The sequence below is a fragment of the Streptomyces sp. NPDC087263 genome, assembly GCF_044744645.1.
GTDB lineage: Bacteria > Actinomycetota > Actinomycetes > Streptomycetales > Streptomycetaceae > Streptomyces.
Genome location: NZ_JBIUYT010000004.1, coordinates 1 through 25077, shown reverse-complemented (window position 1 = coordinate 25077; position 25077 = coordinate 1). Strand labels below are relative to the sequence as shown.

Below are 25077 nucleotides of genomic sequence, written 5' to 3'. Positions count from 1 at the left end.
CGCCTGTGCGTTTCTCAGGAAAATCACAGGTTCCGGAAAGGATGTTCTCAGCGGCGCCGAGCAATGTGTCGGCTATGACCACGACCTCGCCCCAGGGGCGCACCGAACTGCTGAGGCCGGACGGGAGCCCCGTCCGAGTGCTTGTGGTGGACGACGAGCTGTCGATCACCGAGCTGTTGTCCATGGCCCTTCGCTACGAAGGCTGGCAGATCCGCAGCGCGGGTGACGGGACGGGGGCGATTCAGACCGCTCGCGACTTCCGGCCCGACGCCGTCGTCCTCGACATGATGCTGCCCGACATGGACGGGCTGACCGTCCTGGGGCGGCTGCGCCGCGAGCTGCCCGACGTGCCCGTTCTGTTCCTTACCGCAAAGGACGCCGTCGAGGACCGCATCGCCGGGCTCACCGCCGGCGGCGACGACTACGTCACCAAGCCCTTCAGCCTCGAAGAGGTCGTGGCCCGACTGCGCGGGCTGATCCGCCGTTCCGGCGCCGCCGACCGCCGCAGCGACTCCACGCTCGTCGTCGGGGACCTCACCCTCGACGAGGACAGCCACGAGGTGTCGCGCAGCGGCGAGGGCATCCACCTCACCGCGACCGAGTTCGAGCTGCTGCGCTTCCTGATGCGCAACCCGCGCCGGGTGCTCAGCAAGGCGCAGATACTGGACCGCGTGTGGTCCTACGACTTCGGTGGCCAGGCCAATGTCGTCGAGCTGTACATCTCCTACCTGCGCCGGAAGATCGACGCCGGTCGCGAGCCGATGATCCACACGCGGCGCGGAGCCGGTTATCTGATCAAGCCCGCGGCGTCATGAGCGGACGACGACGGCCGCGAGCGCAGAAGAGGCGAGGACGACAGCCGCGCACCCTGCGGACGCGGCTCGTCGTCTCGGGAGTGGCGCTCATTGCCGTGGTCTGTGCGGTGATCGGCACCGTGACGACCATCGCACTGCAGAATCATCTGTACGAGCAGTTGGACAGCCAGCTCGGCGAAGCCGCGATGCGCGCGACCGGAGGCCCGCTGAAGCCGGGGGGCGGGAACCCGGACGCCAACATCCCGAACAACCAGCTCCCGGGCGCCAACAGCAACTCCACCTCGCAGGACAACACCTTCGAGTTCCTCACCCGGGGGCCGAGCCAGGAGAACACCATCGCCGCCGTCGTGAAGAACGGCGCGATCTCCGACGCGGTCATCTCCCAGGAGAAGACCGACACCAGCGGCGGCTTCCAGGAGATGGACACCCAGCCTCTCAACGAGGCGCAGCAGGCCGCGCTCGCCTCCGTGTCCACGACCGGCGTGCACAGCGTGGAGATCCCCGGCCTCGGCCAGTACCGCGTCAAGTACCAGTCGGGTATCAAGGGCGACTTCTACATCGCCATCCCCACCAAGTCCGTCACCAACACCATCAGCACCCTCATCATCGTCGAGGTGTGCGTCACCGGCGCCGGTCTGATCGCCGCCGGCATCGCGGGCAGCGTGCTCGTCGGCGTGGCCCTGCGCCCGCTGCGCAAGGTCGCCGCCACCGCCACCCGCGTCTCCGAACTCCCCCTGCACAGCGGCGAAGTCACCCTGTACGACCGTGTCCCCGAGTCCCAGGCCGACCCACACACCGAGGTCGGCCAGGTCGGCGCGGCCCTCAACCGGATGCTCGACCACATCCACGGCGCCCTGCACGCGAGACAGCAGAGTGAGACGCGGGTACGGCAGTTCGTCGCGGACGCGAGCCATGAGCTGCGTACGCCACTGGCGTCCATCCGCGGCTACGCCGAGCTGACCAGACGCGGCCGCGAGGAGACCGGGCCCGACACCCGGCACGCGCTGGGCCGGATTGAATCCGAAGCCGGGCGCATGACCTTCCTTGTCGAGGACCTGCTGCTGCTCGCGCGGCTCGACGCCGGGCGGCCCCTGCAGTACGAGCAGACCGATCTCGTACCGCTCGTCATCGACTCCGTGAGCGACGCCCGGGCGGCCGGACGTGACCACAACTGGCGCCTGGACCTGCCCGACGAGCCCGCGCTCGTCCTCGCGGACGCGGCCCGGCTGCAACAGGTGATGGTCAATCTGTTCGCAAATGCACGCACGCACACACCGCCGGGCACGACGGTGACGGCACGTGTCCGCCAGCAGGGACCGTGGATCTGCGTGGACGTCCAGGACGACGGGCAGGGCATTCCGCCGGAACTGCTCCCGCACGTCTTCGAGCGTTTCGCGCGCGGCGATTCCTCCCGCTCCCGCTCTTCCGGTTCGACCGGTCTCGGTCTGGCCATCGTGCAGGCTGTCGCGTCCGCGCACGGGGGCGCGGTGACCGTCGACAGCGTTCCTGGACGTACGGTGTTCACCCTGCATCTGCCCGCGCTGCCCGTGGAAGCGCCCGTAACAAGTTCGCAAACGTACTCACAGGTTCAGCACAGTGCCACCACATGGGCGCAACAGGGCACGTGAGGAAAGTAGTTGGCATGCGAACCGACTCTTCTCCCGGCAACCTGCCGGCGCGGGAGCACCTCCCGGCCGGGTCCGCCGGTACGCCTGTCCTGGACGTTGTGATCCCCGTCTACAACGAGGAGAAGGACCTTCAGCCGTGTGTGATGAGACTGCACGAGCACCTCAAGCGCACCTTCCCCTACGAGTTCCGCATCACCATCGCGGACAACGCGTCGACCGACACCACTCCGCAGGTCGCCGCACGGCTGGACGCGGAGATTCCGGAGGTCAGGGCCTTCCGGCTCGAGCAGAAGGGCCGGGGCCGGGCGCTGCGCACGGTGTGGTCCGCCTCGGACGCGCCGATCCTCGCGTACATGGACGTAGACCTGTCCACCGACCTCAACGCCCTGCTGCCGCTGGTGGCCCCGCTGATCTCGGGCCACTCGGACCTCGCGATCGGCTCCCGGCTCGCGCGGAGTTCGCGCGTGGTGCGCGGTGCCAAGCGGGAGCTCATCAGCCGTACGTACAACCTCATCCTGCGCGGTTCGCTGCAAGCGCGCTTCTCCGACGCCCAGTGCGGCTTCAAGGCGATCCGGCGTGATGTCGCCCAGGTGCTGCTGCCGCTGGTCGAGGACACCGGCTGGTTCTTCGACACCGAGATGCTGGTGCTCGCCGAACGGGCCGGGCTCCGCATCCACGAGGTGCCGGTCGACTGGGTCGACGACCCGGACTCGACGGTCCACATCGTCAAGACCGCGACGGACGACTTGAAGGGCGTCTGGCGGGTCGGCCGTGCCCTGGCCACCGGTTCGCTGCCGCTCGACCGGCTCGCCCGGCCCTTCGGGGACGACCCTCGCGACCGTGAGCTGATCGACGTACCCAAGGGCCTCGCCCGCCAGCTCGTCGGGTTCTGCGTGGTCGGCGCCCTGTCCACGCTCGTCTACCTGCTGCTCTACAGCGGCTTCCGGATGTTCTCGGGCTCGCAGGTCGCCAACGCGCTCGCCCTGCTGGTCTCGGCCGTCGCCAACACGGCCGCCAACCGGCGTCTGACCTTCGGCGTACGCGGCCGGGGCGGCGCCGTCCGTCACCAGGCCCAGGGTCTGGTCGTGTTCGGTATCGGCCTCGCCCTCACCAGCGGTTCGCTCGCCGCCCTGGACGCGGCGACGACCGACCCCGGGCACTCCACGGAGCTGGCGGTGCTCATCGCCGCCAACCTCGCGGCGACGGTCCTGCGGTTCCTGCTCTTCCGCGCCTGGGTCTTCCCCGACCGGCGCGACGAGACGCCCTCCCCCGTCGTGGCGGGTCACCACCCTGCCTCCCCCACCTACTCGACGGTGGCGCCGGCTCCGCAGCACCACCAGAGCTATCAGGGACACCAGGGCCACGAGCACCTGCCGGTGCCCCAACCTCCGTACGACACAGACCAGTTCCGCGCCGGCGAAGCCGCGGACCGCACCTACGGGGACGCGACCATGCAGTTGGAAGCGGTACGCCCGTACGACGACGATCCGAATTCGAGGAACGCACGATGACGACCCAGTCCGATACGAGCTATCAGGGGGGAGCGAATCCCCCCACAGGCACCACGGATCCCGCCGCGGGGCCGACGGCCTCGACGGCCGTACACGAGCCGGTCGTGCCCACCGCCTCCCCCGACTCCGGTGAGCCCAAGCAGCCCTTCGCGCGCCGCGTCTGGCGCGGCCGGCCCGAGGACCCCAGCTGGGCGCGCCCCGCGTTCCTCGGTCTGCTGGTCGTCACCGCCGTCCTGTACCTGTACAACCTGAGCGCCTCCGGCTACGCCAACTCCTTCTACTCCGCGGCCGTCCAGGCCGGCAGCGAGAGCTGGAAGGCCTTCTTCTTCGGCTCGCTGGACTCCTCCAACGCCATCACCGTCGACAAGCCGCCGGCCTCGCTGTGGCCGATGGAGCTGTCGGTACGGATCTTCGGTCTCAGCTCGTGGGCGATCCTCGTTCCCGAGGTGCTCATGGGCGTCGCCACGGTCGGCGTCCTGTACGCGGCCCTGCGGCGGCGCTTCAGCCCGGCAGCGGGTCTGATCGCCGGCGCGGTGCTCGCGCTCACCCCCGTCGCCGCGCTGATGTTCCGGTTCAACAACCCGGACGCGATCCTCGCGCTGCTGATGACCGTCACGGTCTACTGCGTGATCCGCGCCCTGGAGGACGGCCGTACGAAGTGGCTGGTCTGGGCGGGTGTCGCGGTCGGCTTCGCCTTCCTGTCGAAGACGCTACAGGCCTTCCTGGTCCTGCCGCCGCTCGCCATCCTGTACGCGGTCTGCGCGCCGGTGAAGCTGAAGAAGCGGTTCGTGCAGCTGGGCTGGTCGACGCTCGCGCTGCTCGTCTCGGGCGGCTGGTGGGTCGCGATCGTCGAGCTCTGGCCGGCGTCGTCCCGCCCGTACATCGGCGGCTCGCAGAACAACTCCTTCCTTGAACTGACCTTCGGCTACAACGGACTTGGCCGCATCAGCGGCGACGAGGCCGGCAGTGTCGGCGGAGGTGCCGCCGGTAGCACCGGGCGGTGGGGCGTGACCGGCTGGGACCGGATGTTCAGCGACGAGGTCGGCAGCCAGGTCTCGTGGCTGCTGCCGGCCGCGCTGATCCTCTTCGTCGCGGGTCTGGTGCTCAGCCGGAAGGCCAAGCGGACCGACCTGGTGCGCAGTTCGTTCCTCGCCTGGGGCGGCGCGCTGCTGATCACCACGCTGATCTTCAGCTACATGGCCGGCATCTTCCACCAGTACTACACGATCGCCCTGGCCCCTTACATCGCCGCCCTGGTCGGTATGGGCGCGACGGTGCTGTGGGCGGAGCGCGCCAAGATCTGGGCCTCGCTCACCCTCGCCGCCTCGGTCACCGCGACCGCGGCCTGGGGGTACGTCCTCCTCAACCGCACCCCCGACTACCTGCCCTGGCTCAAGTGGCTGGTCCTGGTCGGCGGTCTGGTCGGCGCGCTCGGTCTGATCTTCGTGGCCAAGCTGGGCCGCCAACTGGCCCTCGCGGCAGCTGCGTTGAGCTTCGTGGCCGCGATCGCGGGTCCGACCGCGTACACGCTCAGCACGGTGAACACCGGGCACACCGGGTCCATCGTGACGGCCGGTCCCGCGGGCGCGAGCAGGGGCGGGTTCGGCGGAGGCGGTGGCGGCGCAGGCGGTGGCATGCGCGGCGGCGCGCCTGGCCAGAACCAGCAGGGCGGCACCACGGGCCAGCCTCCGACCGGTGGCGGCGGTGGCTTCCCCGGCGGTGGCGCGAACGGCAACACCCAGCAGCAGGGCCAGGGCGGTGCGGCCGGTGGCCGTGCGGCCGGGGGCGGCATGGGCGGTGGCGGTGCGGCCGGTCTGCTCAACGGCGCGACTGTCACCGACGAGGCGAAGTCGCTGCTGGAGAAGAACGCCGGCGACTACACCTGGGCGGCCGCGGCCATCGGCGCCCAGAACTCCGCCAACTACCAGCTCGCCACCGGTGACCCGGTGATGGCGATCGGCGGCTTCAACGGCACCGACCCGTCGCCGACGCTGGCCCAGTTCCAGCAGTACGTGGCCGACGGCAAGATCCACTACTTCATCTCCAGTTCGACAGGTGGTGGCGCCATGGGTGGCGGCAGTGAGGGCACCTCCTCCCAGATCACCACGTGGGTCGAGGCCAACTACACGAAGGTGACGGTCGGTACGGCCACCTTCTATGACCTGACGCAGCCGACCAGCGGTGCGAGCAGCAGCTGAGTGATTCTGCCGAGTCGTCTCTGACGGCTTGATTCAGGAGGGCGGTGGCCCGGGGCGTTTGCTCCGGGCCACCGCCCTTTTCGGTTGTCGGGCGATCACTACCGTGTTGTACGCCGTACAGGGGGCGTTCGGTGTACAGCCTGGCTTTTGTTCAGGCCGCCCTGCTGTGGGGGCGTTCTTTACGGCGGCACGCTGCTCGGGCTGCTGCTGATCGGCGTGGGCTGCGCGATCGCCAACCCCGCCATGGCACACGCCAGGGCGGGCGCGCGGTTCTCAACTCCCGTTTCTCCGCGCTGATCCCGGTGGCCGCGACCTCGCTGCCCGCGGTGCTTGCGGCGGCGGGCTCGGCGCAAGGGCGCCGGCGTTGCTGCGGCGGGCCGAGAGGGAAGAATCGGCTGTGGCGGTTTCCGTGCAACGCACGCTTGGCATCGTCAAGGAGGGCGGATCGGAGAGTTCCGGCCGCCCTGCTCGAGGTATCGAGTTCGAGTGCCGAGGAAGGTGCGCCATGGTGAGGGCAGCCGACCGGGCCGAGCGTCCGGCGCGGGCCAGTGTCTGGCTGGAGGGCAGGGCTCCCCGGGGCGGGGCGGCCCCGCGTGGTGGCGGTCAGCCCTCGGGGCTCGACCGGGACCGGATCACCGAGGTCACGGTGCGGTTGCTCGACGCGGAGGGGATGGGGAGGTTCTCCATGCGCCGGCTGGCCGCCGCGCTGAACGTCACCGCGATGTCCGTGTACTGGTACGTCGACACCAAGGACGACCTGCTCGAACTGGCCCTCGACGCGGTGTTCGGTGAACTGGAGCTGCCGGAAGCGGAGTCGGGCGAGGACTGGCGGGATCAGCTGCGTGGCCTTGCCGGCGGCTATCGGGCGCTGCTGGTGCGCCATCCCTGGGTGTCCCCGCTCATCGGGACCTTTTTGAATATCGGCCCGCACGCCATGGCCTTCTCGCTCCGTGTGCAGGAGCTGGTCCGCAGGACGGGGCTGCCCCCGCACGGGCAGACGGGCGCGCTCTCGGCGGTCTTCCAGTTCGTGTACGGGTTCGGCACGATCGAGGGTCACTTCGTGCAGCGGTGTGCCTCGGCGGGGATGAGCCAGGACGAGTACCACCGCCAGGCCATGAGCACGATCGTCGAACAGCCCCGGTTCGCGGAGCACTTCGGGCGTTCCGCGGATCTCCTGGAGGCGCGTGGTGGTGGCACGGTCGAGGAGATGCGGGAGCGGGACTTCGGGTTCGCGCTGGAGATGCTGATCGCGGGGATCGAGACGATGGTCGCGCGGGGCGGCTGAGCGTAGGGCCGCCTACGGGTTGTGGGTGGGTCGGGGCCGCGCCGGTACATCCACCCGCATCCGAACGGATCGACCGGGGTTTGTCAGTGACCGTGGGGCTTGGATCCGTTCGGATGCGGGCATTTGATGTACCGGCACGGGCCCTCCCGCCGGTGGGCGGCCGCGGGTGTGTCGTCCGGTGCGGTCAGTTCTCGTCCTGCGGGGCCGCCAGGCGGGCCGGGAAGCCGCCGGTTGCCACCGGACTCCAGCGGTCAGGGGTGACCCGGATGATCGACTTGCCCTGCTTGACCATGGCCTCGCGGTACTCGTCCCAGTCCGGGTGCTCGCCGGCGATGTTGCGGTAGTACTCGACGAGGGGCTCGACGGATTCGGGCACGTCGAGGACCTCGGCCGTGCCGTCGACCTGGACCCACGGGCCGTTCCACTCGTCGCTCAGGATGATCAGGCTGACCCGCTCGTCCCGCTTGGCGTTGCGGGTCTTGGCGCGTTCGGGGTACGTCGAGACGACGATGCGGCCGGAGTCGTCGACCCCGCAGGCCAGCGGGGAGCCCTGGGGGCTGCCGTCGGCGCGGCGGGTGAGCAGGATGGCGCGGTGGCGGGGACGTACGAAGTCCAGAAGCTCTTCGCGGGACACGGGGGTGTTCGTTGCGGTGTTCGGTGCCATGGCTCGCAGCCTAGGGCCTGGGGTGGCTGTGTGGATGCCCCTGGTGTTCCTATGTCTGGGGGAGGGATTCGCCCTGTAGGGCCTGGATGTCCAGTTGCACCTTCAGCGTGGTGCCGATGGCCGCGATGCCTGCCTGGAGGATCTGGTTGTAGTTCATCGCGAAGTCCTCGCGGTGGAGGTCGGCCGTGGCGCGGAATGCCGCGCGGGTGCCGCCCCAGGGGTCGGCGCCGGTGCCCAGGTAGGCCAGGTCCAGGTCGACCGGGCGTACGACGCCGTGCAGGGTCAGTTCGCCGTGGACGGTCCAGCGGTCGGAGCCGGCGGGGGTGAGGCCCGTCGATCGGTAAGTGATCTCGGGGTACGTGAGGACGTCCAGGAAGTCCGGGGACTTCAGGTGTTCGTCGCGCATCGCGTTGCCGGTGTCGATGGAGGATGCCTTGATCACCGCCTCGACACGGGACTTGGCCGGCTCGTCCGGGGCGATCTCGATCCGGGCCGCGAAGTCGGTGAAACGGCCGTGCACGCTGGAGATGCCCAGGTGCTGGGCGACGGCGCCGACGGACGAGTGCGCCGGGTCGACGGTCCAGAGGCCGGGGGGCGGCAGTTCGGTGCCACCCTGGCGGGCGAGGGTCACACTGCCGACCTCGGCCCGGCCGCTCGCCGTGACGAGGGCGCTGGAGGCCGTGGGCGCGTAGCCGACCGCCGTGACGATCACCGTGTACGCGCCGGGGGCGAGGGGCGTCGCGTCGTGCACGGCTCCTTCGGTGTCCGCCTCGGTACGCAGCACCTGTGTGCCGGTCACGTCGGTCACCGTGACGACCGCGTGCGACACGGCCCATCCGTCCCGCGTACGGATCCTTGCGGTCAGTCCCATCCCGTTTTCTCCCTGCAAGTCCGGTCAAAAAAGAACCGGCCCGTGAAGGTGCGCCTCCGCTCAGAGCGCGCCCCTCACGGGCCGGGATCCAACTACTCGCCGGGGTGGGCGAGTTCGATGTCGTGGGCGTCGACGCCGCCGCCGTTGACGGTGAGCGCGGTGGCCACCGGCGGGTAACCCGTCGCGATGACCGTGTACTCGCCGCTGTCCAGGTCGGTGAAGGCGTACGCCCCGTCCGTGCCGGTCCTGGAGGTGCCGACCACGTTGCCGGCCGCGTCCACCAGCGTGACCCGGGCGTCGCCGAGCGGGCTGCCCTGTGCCCGTACGACACCCTGGACCAGGGCGCCGGAGGCGAGCTCGACCTCGACCCGGGTGACACCGGCGCCGCCGACCTCGACGGGCAGCGCCACGGGCCGGTGTCCGGTGGCGTTGACCGCGACGGTCACGGAGCCCGGGATCAGCTCGGCGAAGGTGAACTCGCCCTGCGCACCGCTGGTTCCGGTGGCCAGCACATCACCGCGCACGTCGGTCACGATGACCATGGCGTCCTTGACCGGGCTTCCGGTCTCCGCGGCCCGTACGACACCGCTCAGGCCGCTCGTGCCGCTCAGCAGGATGTCGTACGTGACCGGCCCGTCGTTCACGAGGACCGTCGAGGCCTGCGGCTGGAAGCCGTCGGCGGAGGCGATCAGGACGTAACTGCCCACGCCGGGCGCGGCCACGGCGTAGGAGCCGTCGGCCTGCGCGACCGAGCGGCCCAACTGCCGTCCCGCCAGCGAGATCAGCGTGACCGCGGCCTGCGGCACGGGCGCGCTCTCGGTGCCCCGGACGTACCCGCGTACCGGAATTCCGCTGGGTGTGGTGGAGGGGGTGGAGGTGATGGCCATGGGGGTGCTTTCCCTCTCCGGCGTAGCGGAGGTCGTGGGCTGTTGCGTGTCATCGGGGGCTGCCGCGGCCCAGCTCGGGACCTTCTCCTCGGCCGGCGAAAGCTCCGCCGCTGCCTGCGCCAGGCCGCCCGAGGTCCGTAGCGGGACCTCCTTGATGAACAGCGTCACGAAGAAGGCGAGCAGTGCCATGGCCCCGGCGATCAGGAAGACGTCCGCGATGCCGTGGCCGTACGCGCTCTCCACGACCGTGCGCAGCGGCGCGGGCAGCTTGTCGACGTCCGGGATGGTGCTCTCGGAGCTGGAACCGGCAGCCAGGGAGGCGTACTTGGGGTCGAGGCCGGCCAGGCCGTCCTTGATGTAGTCGGTGATCCGGGTGGCCATCACCGCGCCCAGTGCGGAGACGCCGATCGCGCCGCCGAGGGAACGGAAGAACGTCACCGTGGAGCTGGCCGAGCCGAGGTCCGCGGGGGCCACCTGGTTCTGCGTGGACAGCACCAGGTTCTGCATCATCATGCCGATGCCGAGACCCATCAGTGCCATGAAGATCGCGATGTGCCAGTACGTCGTGTCGTATCGGATGGTGCCCAGCAGGCCGAGCCCCGCGGTGACCAGGATGCCACCGCTGACCAGCCAGTACTTCCATCTGCCGGTCTTGGTGATGACCTGGCCGGAGACGGTGGAGGAGATGAACAGGCCGAGGATCATCGGGATGGTCATCACGCCGGACATCGTCGGCGACTTGTCCCGGGCCAGCTGGAAGTACTGGCTGAAGAAGACCGTGCCGGTGAACATCGCGACGCCCACGAAGAGTGAGGCGATGGAGGAGAGGGTGATGGTGCGGTTGCGGAACAGCCGCAGCGGGATGATCGGCTCGCTCGCCTTCGACTCGACGAGCACGAACAGCAGCCCGAGCAGGATCGATCCGCCGACCATCGCGTACGTCTGCCAGGACACCCAGTCGTACTTGTTGCCGGCGAAGGTGACCCAGACCAGCAGCAGCGAGACGGCGGCGGAGATGAAGAACGCGCCACCCCAGTCGACCTTCACCTCGCGCTTCACGACGGGCAGATGCAGGGTCTTCTGCAGCACGATCAGCGCGACGACGGCGAACGGCACACCGACGTAGAAGCACCAGCGCCAGCCGAGCCACGACGTGTCGGTGATGACACCGCCCAGCAGCGGACCGCCGACGGTCGCGACCGCGAACGTCGCGCCGAGATAGCCGGAGTAACGCCCGCGCTGGCGCGGGGAGATCATCGCGGCCATCACGATCTGGGCGAGGGCGGACAGACCGCCGACGCCGACGCCCTGCACCACACGGCAGGCGATCAGCATGCCGGGGTTCTGCGACAGTCCGGCGGCGGCCGAGCCGAGCACGTAGACGATGAGCGCTATCTGTACGAGCGTCTTCTTGCTGTACAGGTCGGAGAGCTTGCCCCACAGGGGCGTCGTCGCGGTCATGGCCAGCAGCGAGGCCGTGACGACCCAGGTGTAGGCGGACTGGCCACCCCCCAGGTCGCCGATGATCTCGGGGAGCGCGTTGGTGACGATGGTCGACGACAGGATCGCGACGAACAGTCCGAGCAACAGCCCGGAGAGCGCCTCCATGATCTGCCGGTGTGTCATCGGAGCGCCGTCGGCGGATCCGGAGGACCCACCCCCGTGCTTGGCGTGCGCCCGCACACCGGACGGTGTGGTGGTAACCATGGGCTTCCTTCTGTTGCGTACTTTCGTACCTATGCGGGTGTGCGGGTGGTGATCAGTGGGCGGTCGGTTGTGGCCTCGTGTGCCGGAGGGAGCCGGTGAGGAGTGGCCCGGCAGTCGCCGAAGCTCTCGCGCAGCCTGCCCATGAGGTGGATGAGGAGCCCGACCTCGTGGTCGGACCAGTCGCTCAGCCGGTCGGCGAGGAGATGCGAGGTGCGCCGGGACAGGTCGTCGAGCCGTGCGTGTCCGGCGGGGGTGAGGCGCAGGATGCGTGAGCGTTTGTCGGCCGGGTCGGGGGACCGTTCGATCCAGCCCCGGTCCGCGACGTGTGCGACATGGCGGCTGGTCACCGACATGTCCACGGCGAGCAGCTCGGCGAGCCTGCTCATGCGCATCTCGCCGTACCGGCCGAGCAGCGTCAGCACGGTGGCGGAACCCGCGGGGCAGTCGGGCGGCAGGATTCGCGCCAGGTCCCTCTTCACCGCACCGATGGCGCTGAGCTGACGAGCCAACTCCTCGTACTGCGCCTGTTCGGCCATCGCCCCTCCGGTATTCGTTGCTTGGGGCAACCATAAATAAGTTGGTTGCTACAGGCAAACTAAATCGGAGATTCACGTTCTAAAACCTTGGCAAAGGCAAGCGTTGGCGAACGTAAACTCGCAGGCCGGAGTGGGGGTCAGGGCGGGCCGTTCAGGCCGACGCGCAGGCCGCGGAGGGCCGAGGGTGGAACCCCCGCGCTTGGGCAACCGTCCCGCGTTCGCTAGTGTCCTGGGCCATGGCAAACACCCAGGGCCCCGAGGGCAACCACGACCCCGCGGGAAGCACCCAGATGTTCCGCGCATTCGTCGACGAGGCCCCCCAGGGCCGGCAACAGCAGGCGGTGGCCGCTCCGGCGGGCCCCCGCATCGGCCTGATCATCGGAGTCGTTCTCGCGGTCGCGGTCGTGGCCGCGGTGGCCTGGCTCGCACTCATGTAAACCGCTGTTCCGGTCGCCGACGCGGCGGGCGCCCTTGCCGCTCGTGGCGTCGGGGGTCGCGCGCCGCCGGGCGACATCCACCTCACGCGGCGATGTACGGGGACGGGGCGCGGGGGAGCAGGCGCTCAGCTACGTCCAGTCCACGGACACGTCCCGCGTCTCGACATGCATGCCCAGCGGCACCCGCCACGCCTCGACGCACACCGTCCAGGTCTTCGTCCGCTCCGCACCCGCGGCGATCGGCGTCGGCAACTCCTCGTTGGACTCGATCGTCGCCCAGTCGATCCCCAACGCCCCGATGATGTGCGTCCCGAAGGTCACCGTGCCCGAACGCACCGCCGTACCGCCGGTGTTGCGGAATGAGACGGTGACCCGCTCGCACCACCGCTGATCTGCACTCTCGCGGGCCGGGGCGCCGACGGTGAGCACAGCCGGCCCGGGCTCTGTGGGCGTCGCAGGGGTCGCAGACGGTGCGACGGTCGGTGTTCCGGAGCCGGAACTCCCGTCCGTACGGCCGGAGTCCGCGTCGCCCGGTGATGTCGTACGTCCGCCTCCGGGGGCGTCGCTCGCAGTCCCCGCCCCTGGTGCGGGCGTGCCGCTTCCGTCATCCCGGGTGTCCGCCGCGCCTGAAGTCCCGTTCCCCGCCGCACCCTTGGCACTCTCGGATGCCGAGGTCGGGGGGTCCAGAGGGATCAACTCCACGTCCCCCGTGGGTGCCACCGCCGGGCCGGACGCGGGGTGCTGCACGGCGACGTAACCGCCCCCGCCGTCCCCGGCGCCGCAGGCGACGAGCGCGCTCCCCAGACACACGACAGCCGCCGAGGCACCCACAAGGGCACCTCGGCGACCAGGAGTCACACGGATCCACGGTCGACGCAGCATCGCGACAGTGTGACTGACGCTCCGTCAAATATGAACCCTCGGGCCGGTTGGCTGGTTCGCCGGTACACCGGTCTCGCGGGCGGTTCAGTCCGAGATCAGCCCTTCCCGGAGCTGCGAGAGTGTCCGGGTCAGGAGCCGGGAGACGTGCATCTGCGAGATGCCGACCTCCTCGCCGATCTGCGACTGGGTCATGTTCGCGAAGAAGCGGAGCATGATGATCCGGCGCTCGCGGGGCGGCAGTTTGGCGAGCAGCGGCTTGAGGGACTCGCGGTACTCGACGCCCTCCAGAGCGGTGTCCTCGTAGCCGAGGCGGTCCGCGAGGGAGCCCTCGCCGCCGTCGTCCTCGGGGGCGGGTGAGTCGAGGGAGGACGCCGTGTACGCGTTGCCGACCGCGAGGCCGTCGACGACGTCCTCCTCGGACACGCCGAGCGCGACGGCGAGTTCGGCGACGGTGGGCGAGCGGTCGAGCTTCTGCGAGAGCTCGTCGCTCGTCTTGGTGAGGGCGAGTCGCAGCTCCTGGAGGCGGCGCGGGACGCGCACCGACCAGGACGTGTCGCGGAAGAACCGCTTGATCTCACCGACGATCGTCGGCATCGCGAACGTGGGGAACTCCACGCCGCGTTCGCAGTCGAAGCGGTCGATCGCCTTGATCAGGCCGATCGTGCCGACCTGGACGATGTCCTCCATCGGCTCGTTACGGGAGCGGAAGCGTGCTGACGCGTACCGGACGAGCGGGAGGTTGAGCTCGATGAGGGTGTCCCGGACGTAGCCACGTTCGGGGCTGTTCTCGGCGAGTGCGGCGAACCGCAGGAACAGGGAGCGGGACAGAGTGCGGGTGTCGATGGCCCCTGAGGTCGCGGGTGCCGGGACGGCCACTGCGGCCGGAGCGGCATCGGGGGCCGGAAGGGCCGGGACATCGTGAAGCACGTCGGGCGCGGATTCGCTCTTTGTGAGCGTGAGCACCTTCGAGCTGCCCTGGTCTGCGGACATGCCACCCCCTTTGGGTCGCGGACGGTCGCGGCGGACGCTCCCGTCGGAGGAACGCAGCCTCCACCTGAATACCGGAGGCGAGGCCGCGGCAAACGCGGTAGCCGCAGAATGTCACATGTCGGCAACACGCTGAAGCGATATGTCGACACCAAGGGGGTGAATAGGCCCTGGGTAGAGGGGGTCTGACGGTTTTTCAGCGCCGAACAGCCGGAAAAGACGCCGGTGAGCGATTCGCTCTTACTGGTTACGCCTCGATCCTGTTTGCGGATCGAAGGCGCGCGAAGCTACGGGCGAGCAGCCTTGACACATGCATCTGGGAGACTCCCAGTTCCGCGCTGATCTGTGACTGCGTCAAATTGCTGTAGTAGCGCAGGAGAAGGATTCTCTGCTCGCGCTCGGGCAGTTGTACGAGGAGGTGGCGTACGAGGTCACGGTGTTCGACCCCGTCGAGGGCCGGGTCCTCGTAGCCGAGCCGGTCGAGCAGTCCGGGCAGCCCGTCGCCCTCTTGGGCGGCTTCGAGGGAGGTCGCGTGGTACGAGCGCCCGGCCTCGATGCAGGACAGCACCTCCTCCTCGGTGATCCGCAGCCGCTCGGCGATCTCGGCGGTGGTGGGCGAGCGCCCGAAGGCCGTCGTGAGGTCCTCCGTGGCGCTGTTCACCTGCACCCACAGCTCGTGCAGCCGACGCGGTACGTGGACGATGCGGACGTTGTCGCGGAAGTACCGCTTGATCTCCCCGACGACGGTCGGCATCGCGAAGGTCGGGAACTGCACGCCCCGGTCGGGGTCGAAGCGGTCGATCGCGTTGATCAGGCCGATCGTGCCGACCTGGACGACGTCGTCCATCGGCTCGTTGCGGCTGCGGAAGCGGGCTGCGGCGTACCGGACGAGGGGGAGGTTGGCCTCGATGAGCGCGCCGCGTACGCGGTTGTGCTCGGCGGTGCCCGGCTGGAGCCCCTTGAGCTGGCCGAAGAGCACCTGCGTGAGGGCCCGGGTGTCGGCGCCGCGGCGCCGCTCCGGGGCGACCTCCTGGGGCGGGTCCTGCACGATCACGACGTCTTGCGGCGGCGTTTGGGGTGAGACCTGGGAGACCTGGGGCGGTGTCTGCGGCGGAGCAGCCTGCGGGGGTGTCTGTGGCGGGGCCTGCGGGGATGCCTGTAGGGGCGTCTGTAGTGGTGCTTGCGGCGGTGCTTGAGGCGCAGTACTGGCCGGCACGGTCAACTCCACCTCTGTGATCCGTCAGATCCATCAACTCATCCGTCAAAAGCGGTCATAGCATCACAAGACATGTGCACTGTGTGCAAGCACCCCATAACGCCGTGTTGAACGAGATTTAGGGAGAGTTGGGACCCGAGACGCAAAAGAGCCCCTCGCCGGTTGCGGCGAGGAGCTCCGGGTGGTGCGTCTCGGAAGGGCGAGCCGGGCGGCTCAGAACGGATAGTCGGCGATCACCCAGGTCGCGAACTCGCGCCACAGCGCGACGCCCGCCTGGTGCGCCGGGTGCTCCAAGTACCGCTTCAGCGCGTCGATGTCGTCGACGGCGGAGTTGATCGCGAAGTCGTACGCGATGGGCCGTTCGGTGATGTTCCAGTCGCATTCCCAGAAGCGCAGCTCCGGGATCTGCTCGCCGAGCGCGCGGAACGCGGCGACGCCCGCGACGACTTTCGGGTCGTCGCGCTCGACACCCTCGTTGAGCTTGAAGAGGACCAGATGGCGGATCACGGGCACTCCCTGGTGGTGCGGTTCCTGGCTCAGTCCTGGGCCCCGTTGGCGATCCACGTCATGAAGTCACCGACGCCCTGAGCGGCGCTCGATATGCCCTCGAACCCTATCTGGACGTAGTCGGCAGCCTTCGCCGGGTCCGTGATGATCACGTAGACCGCGAAGACCACGAGTATAAAGATGGCGATCTTCTTCGAATTCACCGCCATCGCGGCCTCCCCTGTGACTGCTGCGCCCGGTGGGGCCCTGTTGACGGCCGCGAGTGTAGCCTTCACACCCCCTTTAGGGGCCAACGGCCCGCTGGTCGTGGCCCTTTGCCCGGCGCGAACGCACGAAGGGCCCCGTCTCTCGACGGGGCCCTTCTCAAGCGGTAGCGGAGGGATTTGAACCCGCTTACGTGACCCGTCTCACCTGCGGTTTTTCCTGAGAGTGGGACATACCACCGTGTTTCTGTCCTGCTGAGTCCCGCTCGATCGGCCTGTGACGGTTCTCGTGAGGCACGTGCCTCACGGCGCGCAGAGCAGCTATGGCGGCTGGGCGAGAGCTGTACTCGGTGGCGGGGGACGCCTGAGAATGCCGCTGAGTGCGGGCGGGTGTGGTGTAGCGGAGTCTCGTGAGCGTAGTTGATCGGCGACGGGGGAAGCGGCGGAATCTGGGTGGTGGTGGCTACAGAGAGTGGCCAGGAGGAAAGCGATGGGCTTGGGGGTCATCGAGGGGCCGTTGCCGGGGTAGATCGTCAGGCGGGACGTCTCGGCGGCCTCGCGGATGATCGCCTCCTCGATGAGTAGGTCCTTGGCGATGTTGATTCGACTCCCGGTCGGCTACCGTCCGGCGCCATCGAAAGTCGACGACCATCCGCGACGCAACGCGGACGGAACGTCACCACTACCCAGAGAGCAAACAGGGATGAATCACGCCCCTCGGCCAGTCACCTCAAGCCGGCGCGCGGACGTGAATGATCGAGGCAAGGGTTCAACCTTTACTGGTTCTCGGCCAGCCAACGGCGTACTTGACGTGCTTCCCATTCGCGACCAAGGATGTCAAGTAATTCGGCTTGCAGAGATAGAACGTCGTGGAGGCCCTGGGTGGTAGAAGGGCTTGAGACGGCAAGCATTTTGTAAATTGATACGGCTTCCCCTGTGGCTCGTAATGCCTTGGAATAGTCTCGGTGCATGATGAGCATGGCAGCCCGAGCGCTCAGAACTTCGGCAAGAGTGGTTTCGTACACTGCCGGTATTCCTGCAGCCAGTCTCCGATAAATTTCTACCGCTTCACCAGTTGCGGTAAGAGCTTCGGGGTAACGTCCCGTGGCTGCTTGCAAGCTGCCGAGGGTGCAGAGTGACGTGGCAAGGTCAGGTTCGTAGGCGGCTTGCATCTCTGCTATCAGTCGGCGCCGGATGTACACCGCCTCCTCTATGGCGGCAAGGGCCTCCGGATACCGTTTCATTCTCCCAAGCAGGCTGCTCGAGTTATGCAGTGAGTAAGCAAGGCTAGGTTTGTGAGCCGCCGGATTGGCCGCGACCAGTCTTCGCCGAATGTCTATCGCCTGCATCGTGGCAACAAGGGCCTCCGAGTGCCGTCCTAAGCCCCCTAACCAAGGGCCTAGATTGGACAGGGTCAACGCGAGGTCGGGTTCGTGCGCCGCCGGGTTTTTCGCGACCAGTTGGCGCCGTATATCTACCGCCTCTTCGGTAACCTCAAGCGCTTCCCAGGGCAGTCCTGTCTCGCCCAGTGCTTTTCCGAGGTCGGTGAGTGCGATGGCAAGACCGGGTTTGTGGGCGGCCGGATCTTCTGCCACGAGCTGGCGGTATGTCGTCACCGCCTCATTCGCGGTGGCGAGCGCCTCCGGGTGCCGCCCCACTGCCATGAGCGAGAGGCAAAGGTTGCTCAGGGACGTAGCGAGGTCGGGCGTGTGAGCGGCTGGAGAGTCCGCTACCAGCCGCCTCCGAATATCTACCGCCTCCTCCGTCGCGGCGAGGGCATCCAGGTGCCGGCCCACTGCCGCCATCCGGATGCCGAGGTTGGACAGTGAGCCGGCGAGGCCGGGCGTGTAAGCATCCGGATTGTCTGCCACAAGTCGCCGCCCGGCGCTGACTGCCTCCTCTGCGGCGGCGAGGGCTTCTCGGTGTCGCGCCACACTTGAATAATGATTGCTGAGATTGGACAGCGCGCTGGCAAGATCGGATTCATGAACTCCCGAACTGCTCTTTACTAACCGCCGGAGAATCCCCACCGCCCTCTCGGCGACAGCCAGGGCTTCGCCGGCCTGTCCCGCCCCTGCTAGCCGCACAGCAAGATTGGTCAGCACGATGGCGAATTGCGGTTCGCAAGCAACCGGATTCTCCGCTGCCAGACGCCGCCGAATATTCACCGCATCCTGCGTTACCGCAAGGGCTTCCAAGTGCCGCCCGGCGGTGGACAGATGGCTGCCGAGGCCGGCCAGGGTCATGGCCAATGAGGATTCGTGCGCCGACCGGTTTCCTGCTGTAATTCGACGGCAAATCGCCATCGCTTCATAGCTGGTGATCAGGGCTTCTGAGTTCCTTCCCGCCGACGCCAGTCGATTGCTCAGGTTATTCAGCGCAGTTGCCAGGACCGGTTCGTGGGCTATCGAAATGTCCGTTACCAGGTGTCGATATATTTTAACTGCCTCGTAGACCACGGCAAGGGCCTCTGAGTGTTGCCCAAGCGTGGACAGTTGAGTGCCGAGGTTTATCAGTGCGCTGGCGAGGATCGTCCCACGATCCGGATAGTCTGCGGCCAGTCGCCGATAGACCTTCACCGCATCGCGGCTGGAGGCAAGAGCTAAAGAATGGTGCCCCAGCACGGCCAGATGAGCGCCTAGATTAAGCAGCGAGGCACCGAGGGCGAGGCCACGAGTGGCCAGATCATCTGCCGCCAGGCGGTGGCAGATTTCCACCGCCTCATATGTCGCGGCAAGGGCTTCAGGGTGCCGCCCCATCTCCGCCAGCCAGGTGCCGTAGTTGTTGAGCGTGACAGCGAGGGCGGGCTCGTAAGCGCTTGAATCCGCCGCCAGCTGCCGCTGGACTTGAGTGAGGGCGCTGGTGAGTCGCAGGGACAGGGGCGCGGTGATTCGGGAGGGGTACGGGAGCGCCGCTGCTGCGGTCTTGACGGCGTGATAGTCGAGAGAGACGGCGGTGAGGGCGGTATCCAGCGCGTTCAGAACGTCCGTACTGTCCGTAGCCCTGTCAGCGTTGAAGTGAGCTGTCGCCGCACGGGCGAGAACGATGATGAGCTGGGCCTGCTGTCCCGGAGCCGCCCTCGATACAAGCTCGGCCAGCGGGATGTCGCTGTTCACGACAGCGTATGAGACGAGGTATTCGGCAATGCGGTCGGGCTGAAGGGAACCCCAGAAGCGGTCGCCGTCAGGCGGGTACAGGGAGGCGAGCCACTCGGCGGCGGTGGCCGTCTGGTGGGTGGGCAGGCCGGGCAGGGGCGTGAGGACTTTGAGAGCTTCGTCTCGTGTGCCGGCTCCGCACAGGGCGGCCACTGCCACGACCACGCCCAGTGTCGAGGTGGGCAAATCGAGTTCATAGGCGGGCGTTTTCGCGCTGGCCTCCCAGAATCGTTCCTCGTGTTTGAGGAGGGTGCGCTCCGGTGGGGTGCCGGCGGGCGTGTCGACGGGCCGGGGTCCGTGCTGCAGGAGGGCGATCAGGGCAGCCATGTGGAGGGTAAGGATGTTGTCGTAACGGTGGTCGTGCAGGTCCGCGGGAGCTGGCAGCGCCGCAGCCAGGGAAGCCCAGTCGTACGCGGGCAGGACGGGAAACAGTGGGAGTAAGCGGGCCAGATCGCGGGCGGCGCGGCAGAAGGCGTCGCGTCGGACTCTTGTGGGCCGGCTGGTAGGGATCAGCGGAGCGAGCGGGATGACCTCAGCTTCCTCAAGAAGGTCCTCCACGGCGGTCAGAGTTTGGAGGGACTGAGTGCGCCACTGTCCGTCAGATCGGGCGAGTAGAAGCACGCGTACTCGGTGGCGGGAGCGGTGAAGGTGGGTGATCAGGTGTCGGAGCAGACGGGGGCGGGTCTCGGCGTAGTCGACGACCAGGAGCAGGGGCAGGGATGTGGTCAGGGCGGTGAAGTCGGGCAGGGAGGTGGTCAGGGTGGGGGTGTCGGTGAGGTGGGGGGCCAGATGTCCCGTGGCCCAGCCGCGCCAGCCCAGCATCTCGGTGAGCCGGCGAGCGAGTCGGGTCTTGCCCTGTCCCCCAGGACCGGTCAGCACACGAAGCTGGATGGCGGGTGTGCCGCTCTCACACCACGCCTGCAAGCTGGCGAGTTCGCTGTCGCGGCCGTGGAAGGCGACGGCCTCGGTGGTGGCACGCAGAAGGGCGGCGGGGGAGCGGAGGTTGCGGTCGATGGCGGCGGGGGCGAGCAGAGAGGCTGGTTCAACCGCCTCCAGGACGGGGTGCCAGCCGGTTTGCTCGGTGATGAGTGTGCGGAAGTCCTCGTCGGCCAAGAGGCGGGCAGCAGGCGTGGCGGTCAGGCGGGTGCCGCCGCCGTCGGCTCGGCGGTCGCGACGTATGACGCCGCATAGAAGGTCTCCGCCGAAGCCGTCCTCGGTGAGGACTGCGGCGCCTGACATACCTGACCAGCGGGTTCTATCGCGGGTGGCGGTGGCTGCGACAGGGATGGGATCGGAGCCGATGAGTTCGTAGCGTCCGGCCAGGGCGCCGGTGCCCGGGGCAATATGACCGGTGAATTGCTCGTCCAGCCGCCGTCCGTCGGTGGTCTCCTTCTGCATACGGGGGAAGCCGATCGACGTCACTGGATGGGGACGACTTCCGATGATGAGACCGTAGCGCTGGGGCGGCCGTGTGAGCAGGTCACCGAGCGACTGCGGTATCGGCCAGGCGCGGCCGTTGGCGATCTCGATCAACGCGGCGTCCACGTAGTCGTCCTTGCGTTGCCAGCGCACAACAGTGGGAAACTCCTGGTCACTGGTGTCGGGCAGGGTCACCGTCACCGGGCTGTCGGTATTCGGGTCCACGCGGTCCAAGACGTGCGCGGCGGTCAGGACCAGCCGCGGCGCGACGAGGTAACCCGAGGCGAAGCCCGTTCTCCCTTCCAACTGGTCCACCCAGATCTGCACACGCCGGTCGAACTCCACCAGGTGCTCCTGCTCACTCGCGGCTGTCCACGGCACGCCTCCGGCGGGCGTCCTCCCCGTCGCCGATGTCGAGGTCACCACCATCGGGCTGGTGCGGGGTCAGCTTCACGTTCACCATGTGGGTGGCCTTACTGCCGAATTCCTTCTTCCCTCCCAGACTGATCACGCTCCATCGCAGCCCACCGTTGACGCCTTTGGTGCCGGTCAACTCAAGGCCCAGTTCCAGCGTGATCTCTCCCAGGCTGAACAGCACCCCCCGGTGGCCGGCGCCCTCAGGGTCGGAGACTCGGGCCTGCGCTTCGGCAACCTGGTCCCGCAGCAGTGCGATGGCGTCTGCCAGGTCCATCCATTCCGGTTCCGGACCGCTTGCGTGTCCCATGGTGACCCCCCTCTACGTCGCCTCCACCTCCTGCATTACGGCAGGGGCATATCTGCACACACAGATTCTCCCGGCACGAACCAGTGGAAACCATGCCGAGGGCGTCGTATTTTTCGGAGAACCCGACATGCCCCGCCCGCCCAGCGATGTTGCGGATCCATGGCGTCGGGGTTCCGTTGAAGTCCTTCGACGACTCGGCAAGATCACCGGCAGCGCCGCAGCGATTTGCGCAAACGTTCTACCGGACCAGCACCCGCACGCCTGCGTACTTATGGGAGAAGCGTCTTGTCTCAACCGGCCTGATTTCCTGCAGCAACCACTTTCACCCCCGTGTTGGCACGTCAACACGCAGGCCCGATCGAGCCTGATCGAGCAGGATGCAGGGGATGGAAACGGGATCTAATGTCCGATACGTACAGGGGCGCGAAGCCCCGTCTCACAGTCCCCCGACACGGAGTCCAGTCCAAGCCGCTACGCGGTCGCTGCGCGGGCTGTCGAGTCCGTGTCCGAGGTGACGGAACCCAGGACGCTCGGTGCGGCGGTGGCCGCCAGCATCCGGTGCCGCCAGTCCTCATCCGTGAAGAACCTCGGGTCGCCGTAGAGCATGGTGGCGCTGACAGCGGCGGCGCGGGCGCCCTGGTCGATGTGTTCGTACGCGGCCGGGAATCCGTCCCGCCCAGTGGTGCCACTCAGAACATGCCGACATGGGAAGTGGACCGCCACCAAGTACTGGTCGCAGATCGCCAAGGAACTCCGCCATGCCTACACGGACGCCAACGCGGATGCCGCCGAGGCCCGGGTCGCGGAGTTCGAGGCCCCACCGGTCTTGGAACAGACGACACCTTCAGCTCCCGATGAGGGAGCGCAGCACCGGGACGCTGCCCCCGCCACCCACCATCCCCGCGAGGACCGATCCGGCGACGGAAGCACCGCCGAGGAAGGTCAGACCGCCGATGAAGAGCCCGATGACGGCAGCCGTCAAGAGTACGAGTGCGGCGTGCAACGTCAGGAACGGGGCGGGCTCGCCGGGCGGCGTAGGAGCGGATGAACTCACGTTTCCTCCTGGAGGTGTTGAAGTTGCGATGCCGCTCATAAGTCACACCCGCCCCAGAACCCCACGGGTGGTTTTCCGCGTCACACCGACGTCGATGGATTCCGTGGGGTGGGGGCGCAACCCGCACATAAGACGGCGCCGTACGCCGGGAAACGACCGGAAAGGAAGGCGATGCAGGGGGAAGAGACGCAGGACCCTGCGCATGCTCGGCGCCCGTCACCTGCGCCGGGCCCGCCCGAGGGCCGGGACAGCGACGAACGCCGGGCAGCCGACGAACAGTTGCTCAAGTACCTGGCTCGGGACGGATTTGAGGGGCGGGACTACGAGTACTTCCAAAACGAGCTCGTGCGATACGCCCTGTCGGTCCTGGGCGCGTGGCTGCATTCTGGGTACATCTTCCACTTGGTCGCGCGTCAGGGGCTCGCCCTCGGCCCTACTGAGGCAGAGCTCGAAGAACTGCGTCGTGACAGCGATCTGAGGGAGGAACTGGCTGGCATAACCGTGGCCCGTGCGCTGCCCCGCTTCCGGCAGAAGGAGTTGGTCGAGGGCGGCTGGTCCTACGACGGCGGGGCGAGTGTCACCACCTACTTCATGGGCGCCTGCCTGCGGGCCTTTCCGAACGAGTTCCGGGGCCATCGAGCCGGCGAGGAGCGCTACCGCCGCGCCGCGCAACGCCAACAGACAGTTGGGGTTCCACAACTCGCTGCCCCCAGTGCCGAGGACGAGGCCATCAGCCTCCAGCGGGTGCTGGATCACCTCAAGGGCATCCGAAACCCCCGCACCCGTACAGCCGTGGGCGCAATCGTATTGGCTGGATACACCCACGCGGAGATCCAAGAGCTGTTCGACGCCCCATCCGTGCGGGTGGTCGAGGGGATCCTGCACCGATGGAGGAAAACGACCCGACGCACCGAGGGGGATTGGCGTAATGGATGACAACCGGACCTTCGAAGAACTCCTCGAGCAGTCGTCCCTAGGCACTCCCGGAGCACATCAACTGCGGCAGCGTACATCCGCAGCCATCGCCGCAGTGACCGCCGAACCCGTCGACGAGCTGAACGCGCGGGGCCTGTCCAGCGCCCCGCGCAGCTCCGCACAATCCCAGCGCGTCCAGCGGGAGGGCGTCGCGGCCGAGGACGGGCACACGGCGCTGGCAACCGCGGTCCTCACTGACGACACACCGCCCCCGGCGCTGCGCCACAACATCGCTCGCGGCTCCAGCGGCAGGCCTCCGGCCCTATCCGCCCTCGATGAGCTGTGGCGGTCGTACAAGACCACGGGAGATGGCAAGCTGCGGGATCAGCTGATCCTGCACTACTCGCCCCTGGTCAAGTACGTCGCGGGCCGGGTCAGCGTGGGGCTGCCGCCCAATGTCGAGCAGGCGGACTTCGTCGCGTCGGGGGTCTTCGGGCTCATCGACGCCATCGAGAAGTTCGACATCGAGCGGTCCATCAAGTTCGAGACCTATGCGATCACCCGTATCCGCGGCGCGATGATCGACGAATTGCGGGCGCTGGACTGGATCCCCCGCTCGGTACGGCAGAAGGCGCGGGCCGTCGAGCGCGCGTACGCCACGCTGGAGGCGCAACTGTGCCGCACGCCCTCCGAAGGCGAAGTCGCCGCGGAGATGGGCATCAAGGTAGAGGAACTGCACGCCGCCTTCAGCCAGTTGTCGCTGGCGAACGTCGTTGCCCTCGACGAGCTGCTGCACGTCGGCGGCGAGGACGGCGACCGGCTAAGCCTGATGGACACCCTGGAGGACCACCACGCGGACGACCCGGTGGAGGCCGCCGAGGACCACGAGCTGCGGCGACTGCTCGCCCGGGCCATCAACACCCTCCCCGACCGGGAGAAGACCGTCGTCACCCTCTACTACTACGAGGGCCTCACCCTGGCCGAGATCGGCAACGTGCTCGGCGTGACCGAGAGTCGGGTCAGCCAGATCCACACGAAGTCGGTCCTCCAGCTGCGGGCGAAACTGACCGACGTCGGGCGTTAGCCATCTACCAGCACACCCACAGGTCCTCGGCCCACTCCGGTGCATGATGACCTGGTCCCCCGGGACTTCACCGCGGCCGGCCCTAACCGGCTGTGGCTCACCGACATCACCGAACATCCCACTGCGGAAGGAAAGTTGTATCTCTGTGCGGTCAAGGATGTTTTCAGCAAGCGGATCGTGGGCTACTCCATTGACTCGCGGATGAAGTCCTCTCTGGCCGTCGCGGCCCTGAACAACGCTGTTTCCCGACGCGACAACGTTGCTGGCTGTGTCCTGCACAGCGATCGTGGGTCGCAAGGCGGATTCAACTGGTCGTCGCAACACTTTGATCTCGGAGGTGTGCGACGTGGCCACGGCGGACTGGAGTTTGAAGACCAGCGATGTTCCGGAGG

At 67.9% G+C, this 25077-nt stretch carries 21 protein-coding genes and 2 pseudogenes; 10 read left to right on the top strand and 13 right to left on the bottom strand.

The annotated features are described in order from the left end of the window. Nucleotides 1-74 precede the first annotated feature (74 nt). From ACIPC1_RS13395 to ACIPC1_RS13370, 6 genes and pseudogenes are all read left to right on the top strand, one after another. Nucleotides 75-815 (top strand): response regulator transcription factor, encoded by a 741-nt coding sequence (locus ACIPC1_RS13395; RefSeq protein ID WP_365440575.1) that lies wholly within the window; start codon nt 75-77, stop codon nt 813-815. Then, complete coding sequence (locus ACIPC1_RS13390) at nt 812-2443, top strand: ATP-binding protein (RefSeq protein ID WP_402516372.1); 1632 nt, start codon at nt 812-814, stop codon at nt 2441-2443. Before ACIPC1_RS13395 ends, ACIPC1_RS13390 begins: the two co-directional genes overlap by 4 nt. A 14-nt stretch (nt 2444-2457) precedes the next feature. Further along, nucleotides 2458-3954: a glycosyltransferase gene (locus tag ACIPC1_RS13385; RefSeq protein ID WP_402516370.1), complete on the top strand. Its 1497-nt coding sequence runs from the start codon at nt 2458-2460 to the stop codon at nt 3952-3954. Then, the gene (locus tag ACIPC1_RS13380) at nt 3951-6152 is read left to right on the top strand and encodes an ArnT family glycosyltransferase (protein ID WP_402516367.1); all 2202 of its coding nucleotides are present in this window, start codon (nt 3951-3953) and stop codon (nt 6150-6152) included. The genes ACIPC1_RS13385 and ACIPC1_RS13380 overlap by 4 nt, the downstream gene beginning before the upstream one ends. 180 nt (nt 6153-6332) lie before the next feature. Beyond that, a pseudogene (locus ACIPC1_RS13375) lies at nt 6333-6517 on the top strand (MFS transporter); the annotation flags it as partial. A 140-nt stretch (nt 6518-6657) separates the two neighbouring features. Continuing rightward, nucleotides 6658-7437: a TetR/AcrR family transcriptional regulator gene (locus ACIPC1_RS13370; RefSeq protein ID WP_402516364.1), complete on the top strand. Its 780-nt coding sequence runs from the start codon at nt 6658-6660 to the stop codon at nt 7435-7437. 184 nt (nt 7438-7621) lie between these two features. Here the strand turns inward: ACIPC1_RS13370 and ACIPC1_RS13365 are convergent, their stop codons facing one another. From ACIPC1_RS13365 to ACIPC1_RS13350, 4 genes are all read right to left on the bottom strand, one after another. After that, complete coding sequence (locus tag ACIPC1_RS13365; protein ID WP_402516361.1) at nt 7622-8101, bottom strand: PPOX class F420-dependent oxidoreductase; 480 nt, start codon at nt 8099-8101, stop codon at nt 7622-7624. A 49-nt stretch (nt 8102-8150) separates the two neighbouring features. Next, nucleotides 8151-8972 carry a YceI family protein gene (locus tag ACIPC1_RS13360; RefSeq protein ID WP_402516359.1) on the bottom strand — a complete coding sequence of 274 codons (822 nt, stop codon included), beginning with the start codon at nt 8970-8972 and terminating at the stop codon, nt 8151-8153. Nucleotides 8973-9064: 92 nt separating this feature from the next. Further along, a complete protein-coding gene (locus ACIPC1_RS13355; RefSeq protein WP_402516356.1) occupies nt 9065-11566 on the bottom strand; it encodes an MFS transporter in 2502 nt (833 codons plus the stop codon). A gap of 29 nt (nt 11567-11595) precedes the next feature. Further along, entirely contained in the window at nt 11596-12102 is a 507-nt protein-coding gene (locus tag ACIPC1_RS13350; protein ID WP_402516354.1) for a MarR family winged helix-turn-helix transcriptional regulator, read from the bottom strand. A gap of 236 nt (nt 12103-12338) precedes the next feature. Between ACIPC1_RS13350 and ACIPC1_RS13345 the strand changes: the two genes are divergently transcribed. Continuing rightward, complete coding sequence (locus ACIPC1_RS13345; RefSeq protein ID WP_365440558.1) at nt 12339-12539, top strand: hypothetical protein; 201 nt, start codon at nt 12339-12341, stop codon at nt 12537-12539. Nucleotides 12540-12668: 129 nt separating this feature from the next. Here the strand turns inward: ACIPC1_RS13345 and ACIPC1_RS13340 are convergent, their stop codons facing one another. The 9 genes from ACIPC1_RS13340 to ACIPC1_RS13300 form a co-directional block, all read right to left on the bottom strand. Further along, the gene (locus tag ACIPC1_RS13340) at nt 12669-13370 is read right to left on the bottom strand and encodes a hypothetical protein (RefSeq protein WP_402516352.1); all 702 of its coding nucleotides are present in this window, start codon (nt 13368-13370) and stop codon (nt 12669-12671) included. 135 nt (nt 13371-13505) lie between these two features. Next, complete coding sequence (locus tag ACIPC1_RS13335) at nt 13506-14411, bottom strand: RNA polymerase sigma factor SigF (protein WP_402516350.1); 906 nt, start codon at nt 14409-14411, stop codon at nt 13506-13508. A gap of 244 nt (nt 14412-14655) precedes the next feature. After that, on the bottom strand, nt 14656-15624 hold the full coding sequence (locus ACIPC1_RS13330) for an RNA polymerase sigma factor SigF (protein ID WP_402516347.1): 969 nt from the start codon (nt 15622-15624) through the stop codon (nt 14656-14658). A gap of 213 nt (nt 15625-15837) precedes the next feature. Continuing rightward, nucleotides 15838-16131 (bottom strand): Dabb family protein, encoded by a 294-nt coding sequence (locus ACIPC1_RS13325; protein ID WP_402516346.1) that lies wholly within the window; start codon nt 16129-16131, stop codon nt 15838-15840. Nucleotides 16132-16160: 29 nt separating this feature from the next. Next, nucleotides 16161-16340 carry a hypothetical protein gene (locus ACIPC1_RS13320; RefSeq protein ID WP_402517605.1) on the bottom strand — a complete coding sequence of 60 codons (180 nt, stop codon included), beginning with the start codon at nt 16338-16340 and terminating at the stop codon, nt 16161-16163. A 770-nt stretch (nt 16341-17110) separates the two neighbouring features. Then, nucleotides 17111-21253, bottom strand: a complete 4143-nt coding sequence (locus ACIPC1_RS13315; protein ID WP_402516344.1) for a tetratricopeptide repeat protein — start codon at nt 21251-21253, stop codon at nt 17111-17113. A gap of 13 nt (nt 21254-21266) precedes the next feature. After that, nucleotides 21267-21632 carry a trypco2 family protein gene (locus tag ACIPC1_RS13310; RefSeq protein ID WP_402516342.1) on the bottom strand — a complete coding sequence of 122 codons (366 nt, stop codon included), beginning with the start codon at nt 21630-21632 and terminating at the stop codon, nt 21267-21269. A gap of 471 nt (nt 21633-22103) precedes the next feature. After that, entirely contained in the window at nt 22104-22379 is a 276-nt protein-coding gene (locus ACIPC1_RS13305; RefSeq protein ID WP_402516340.1) for a hypothetical protein, read from the bottom strand. A 97-nt stretch (nt 22380-22476) separates the two neighbouring features. After that, entirely contained in the window at nt 22477-22686 is a 210-nt protein-coding gene (locus tag ACIPC1_RS13300; protein WP_402516338.1) for a hypothetical protein, read from the bottom strand. Nucleotides 22687-22857: 171 nt separating this feature from the next. Between ACIPC1_RS13300 and ACIPC1_RS13295 the strand changes: the two genes are divergently transcribed. The 3 genes and pseudogenes from ACIPC1_RS13295 to ACIPC1_RS13285 form a co-directional block, all read left to right on the top strand. Beyond that, complete coding sequence (locus tag ACIPC1_RS13295) at nt 22858-23622, top strand: hypothetical protein (protein WP_402516336.1); 765 nt, start codon at nt 22858-22860, stop codon at nt 23620-23622. A gap of 256 nt (nt 23623-23878) precedes the next feature. After that, on the top strand, nt 23879-24685 hold the full coding sequence (whiG, locus tag ACIPC1_RS13290) for an RNA polymerase sigma factor WhiG (RefSeq protein ID WP_402517603.1): 807 nt from the start codon (nt 23879-23881) through the stop codon (nt 24683-24685). A gap of 36 nt (nt 24686-24721) precedes the next feature. After that, a pseudogene (locus tag ACIPC1_RS13285) lies at nt 24722-24982 on the top strand (DDE-type integrase/transposase/recombinase); the annotation flags it as partial. Nucleotides 24983-25077 lie beyond the last annotated feature (95 nt).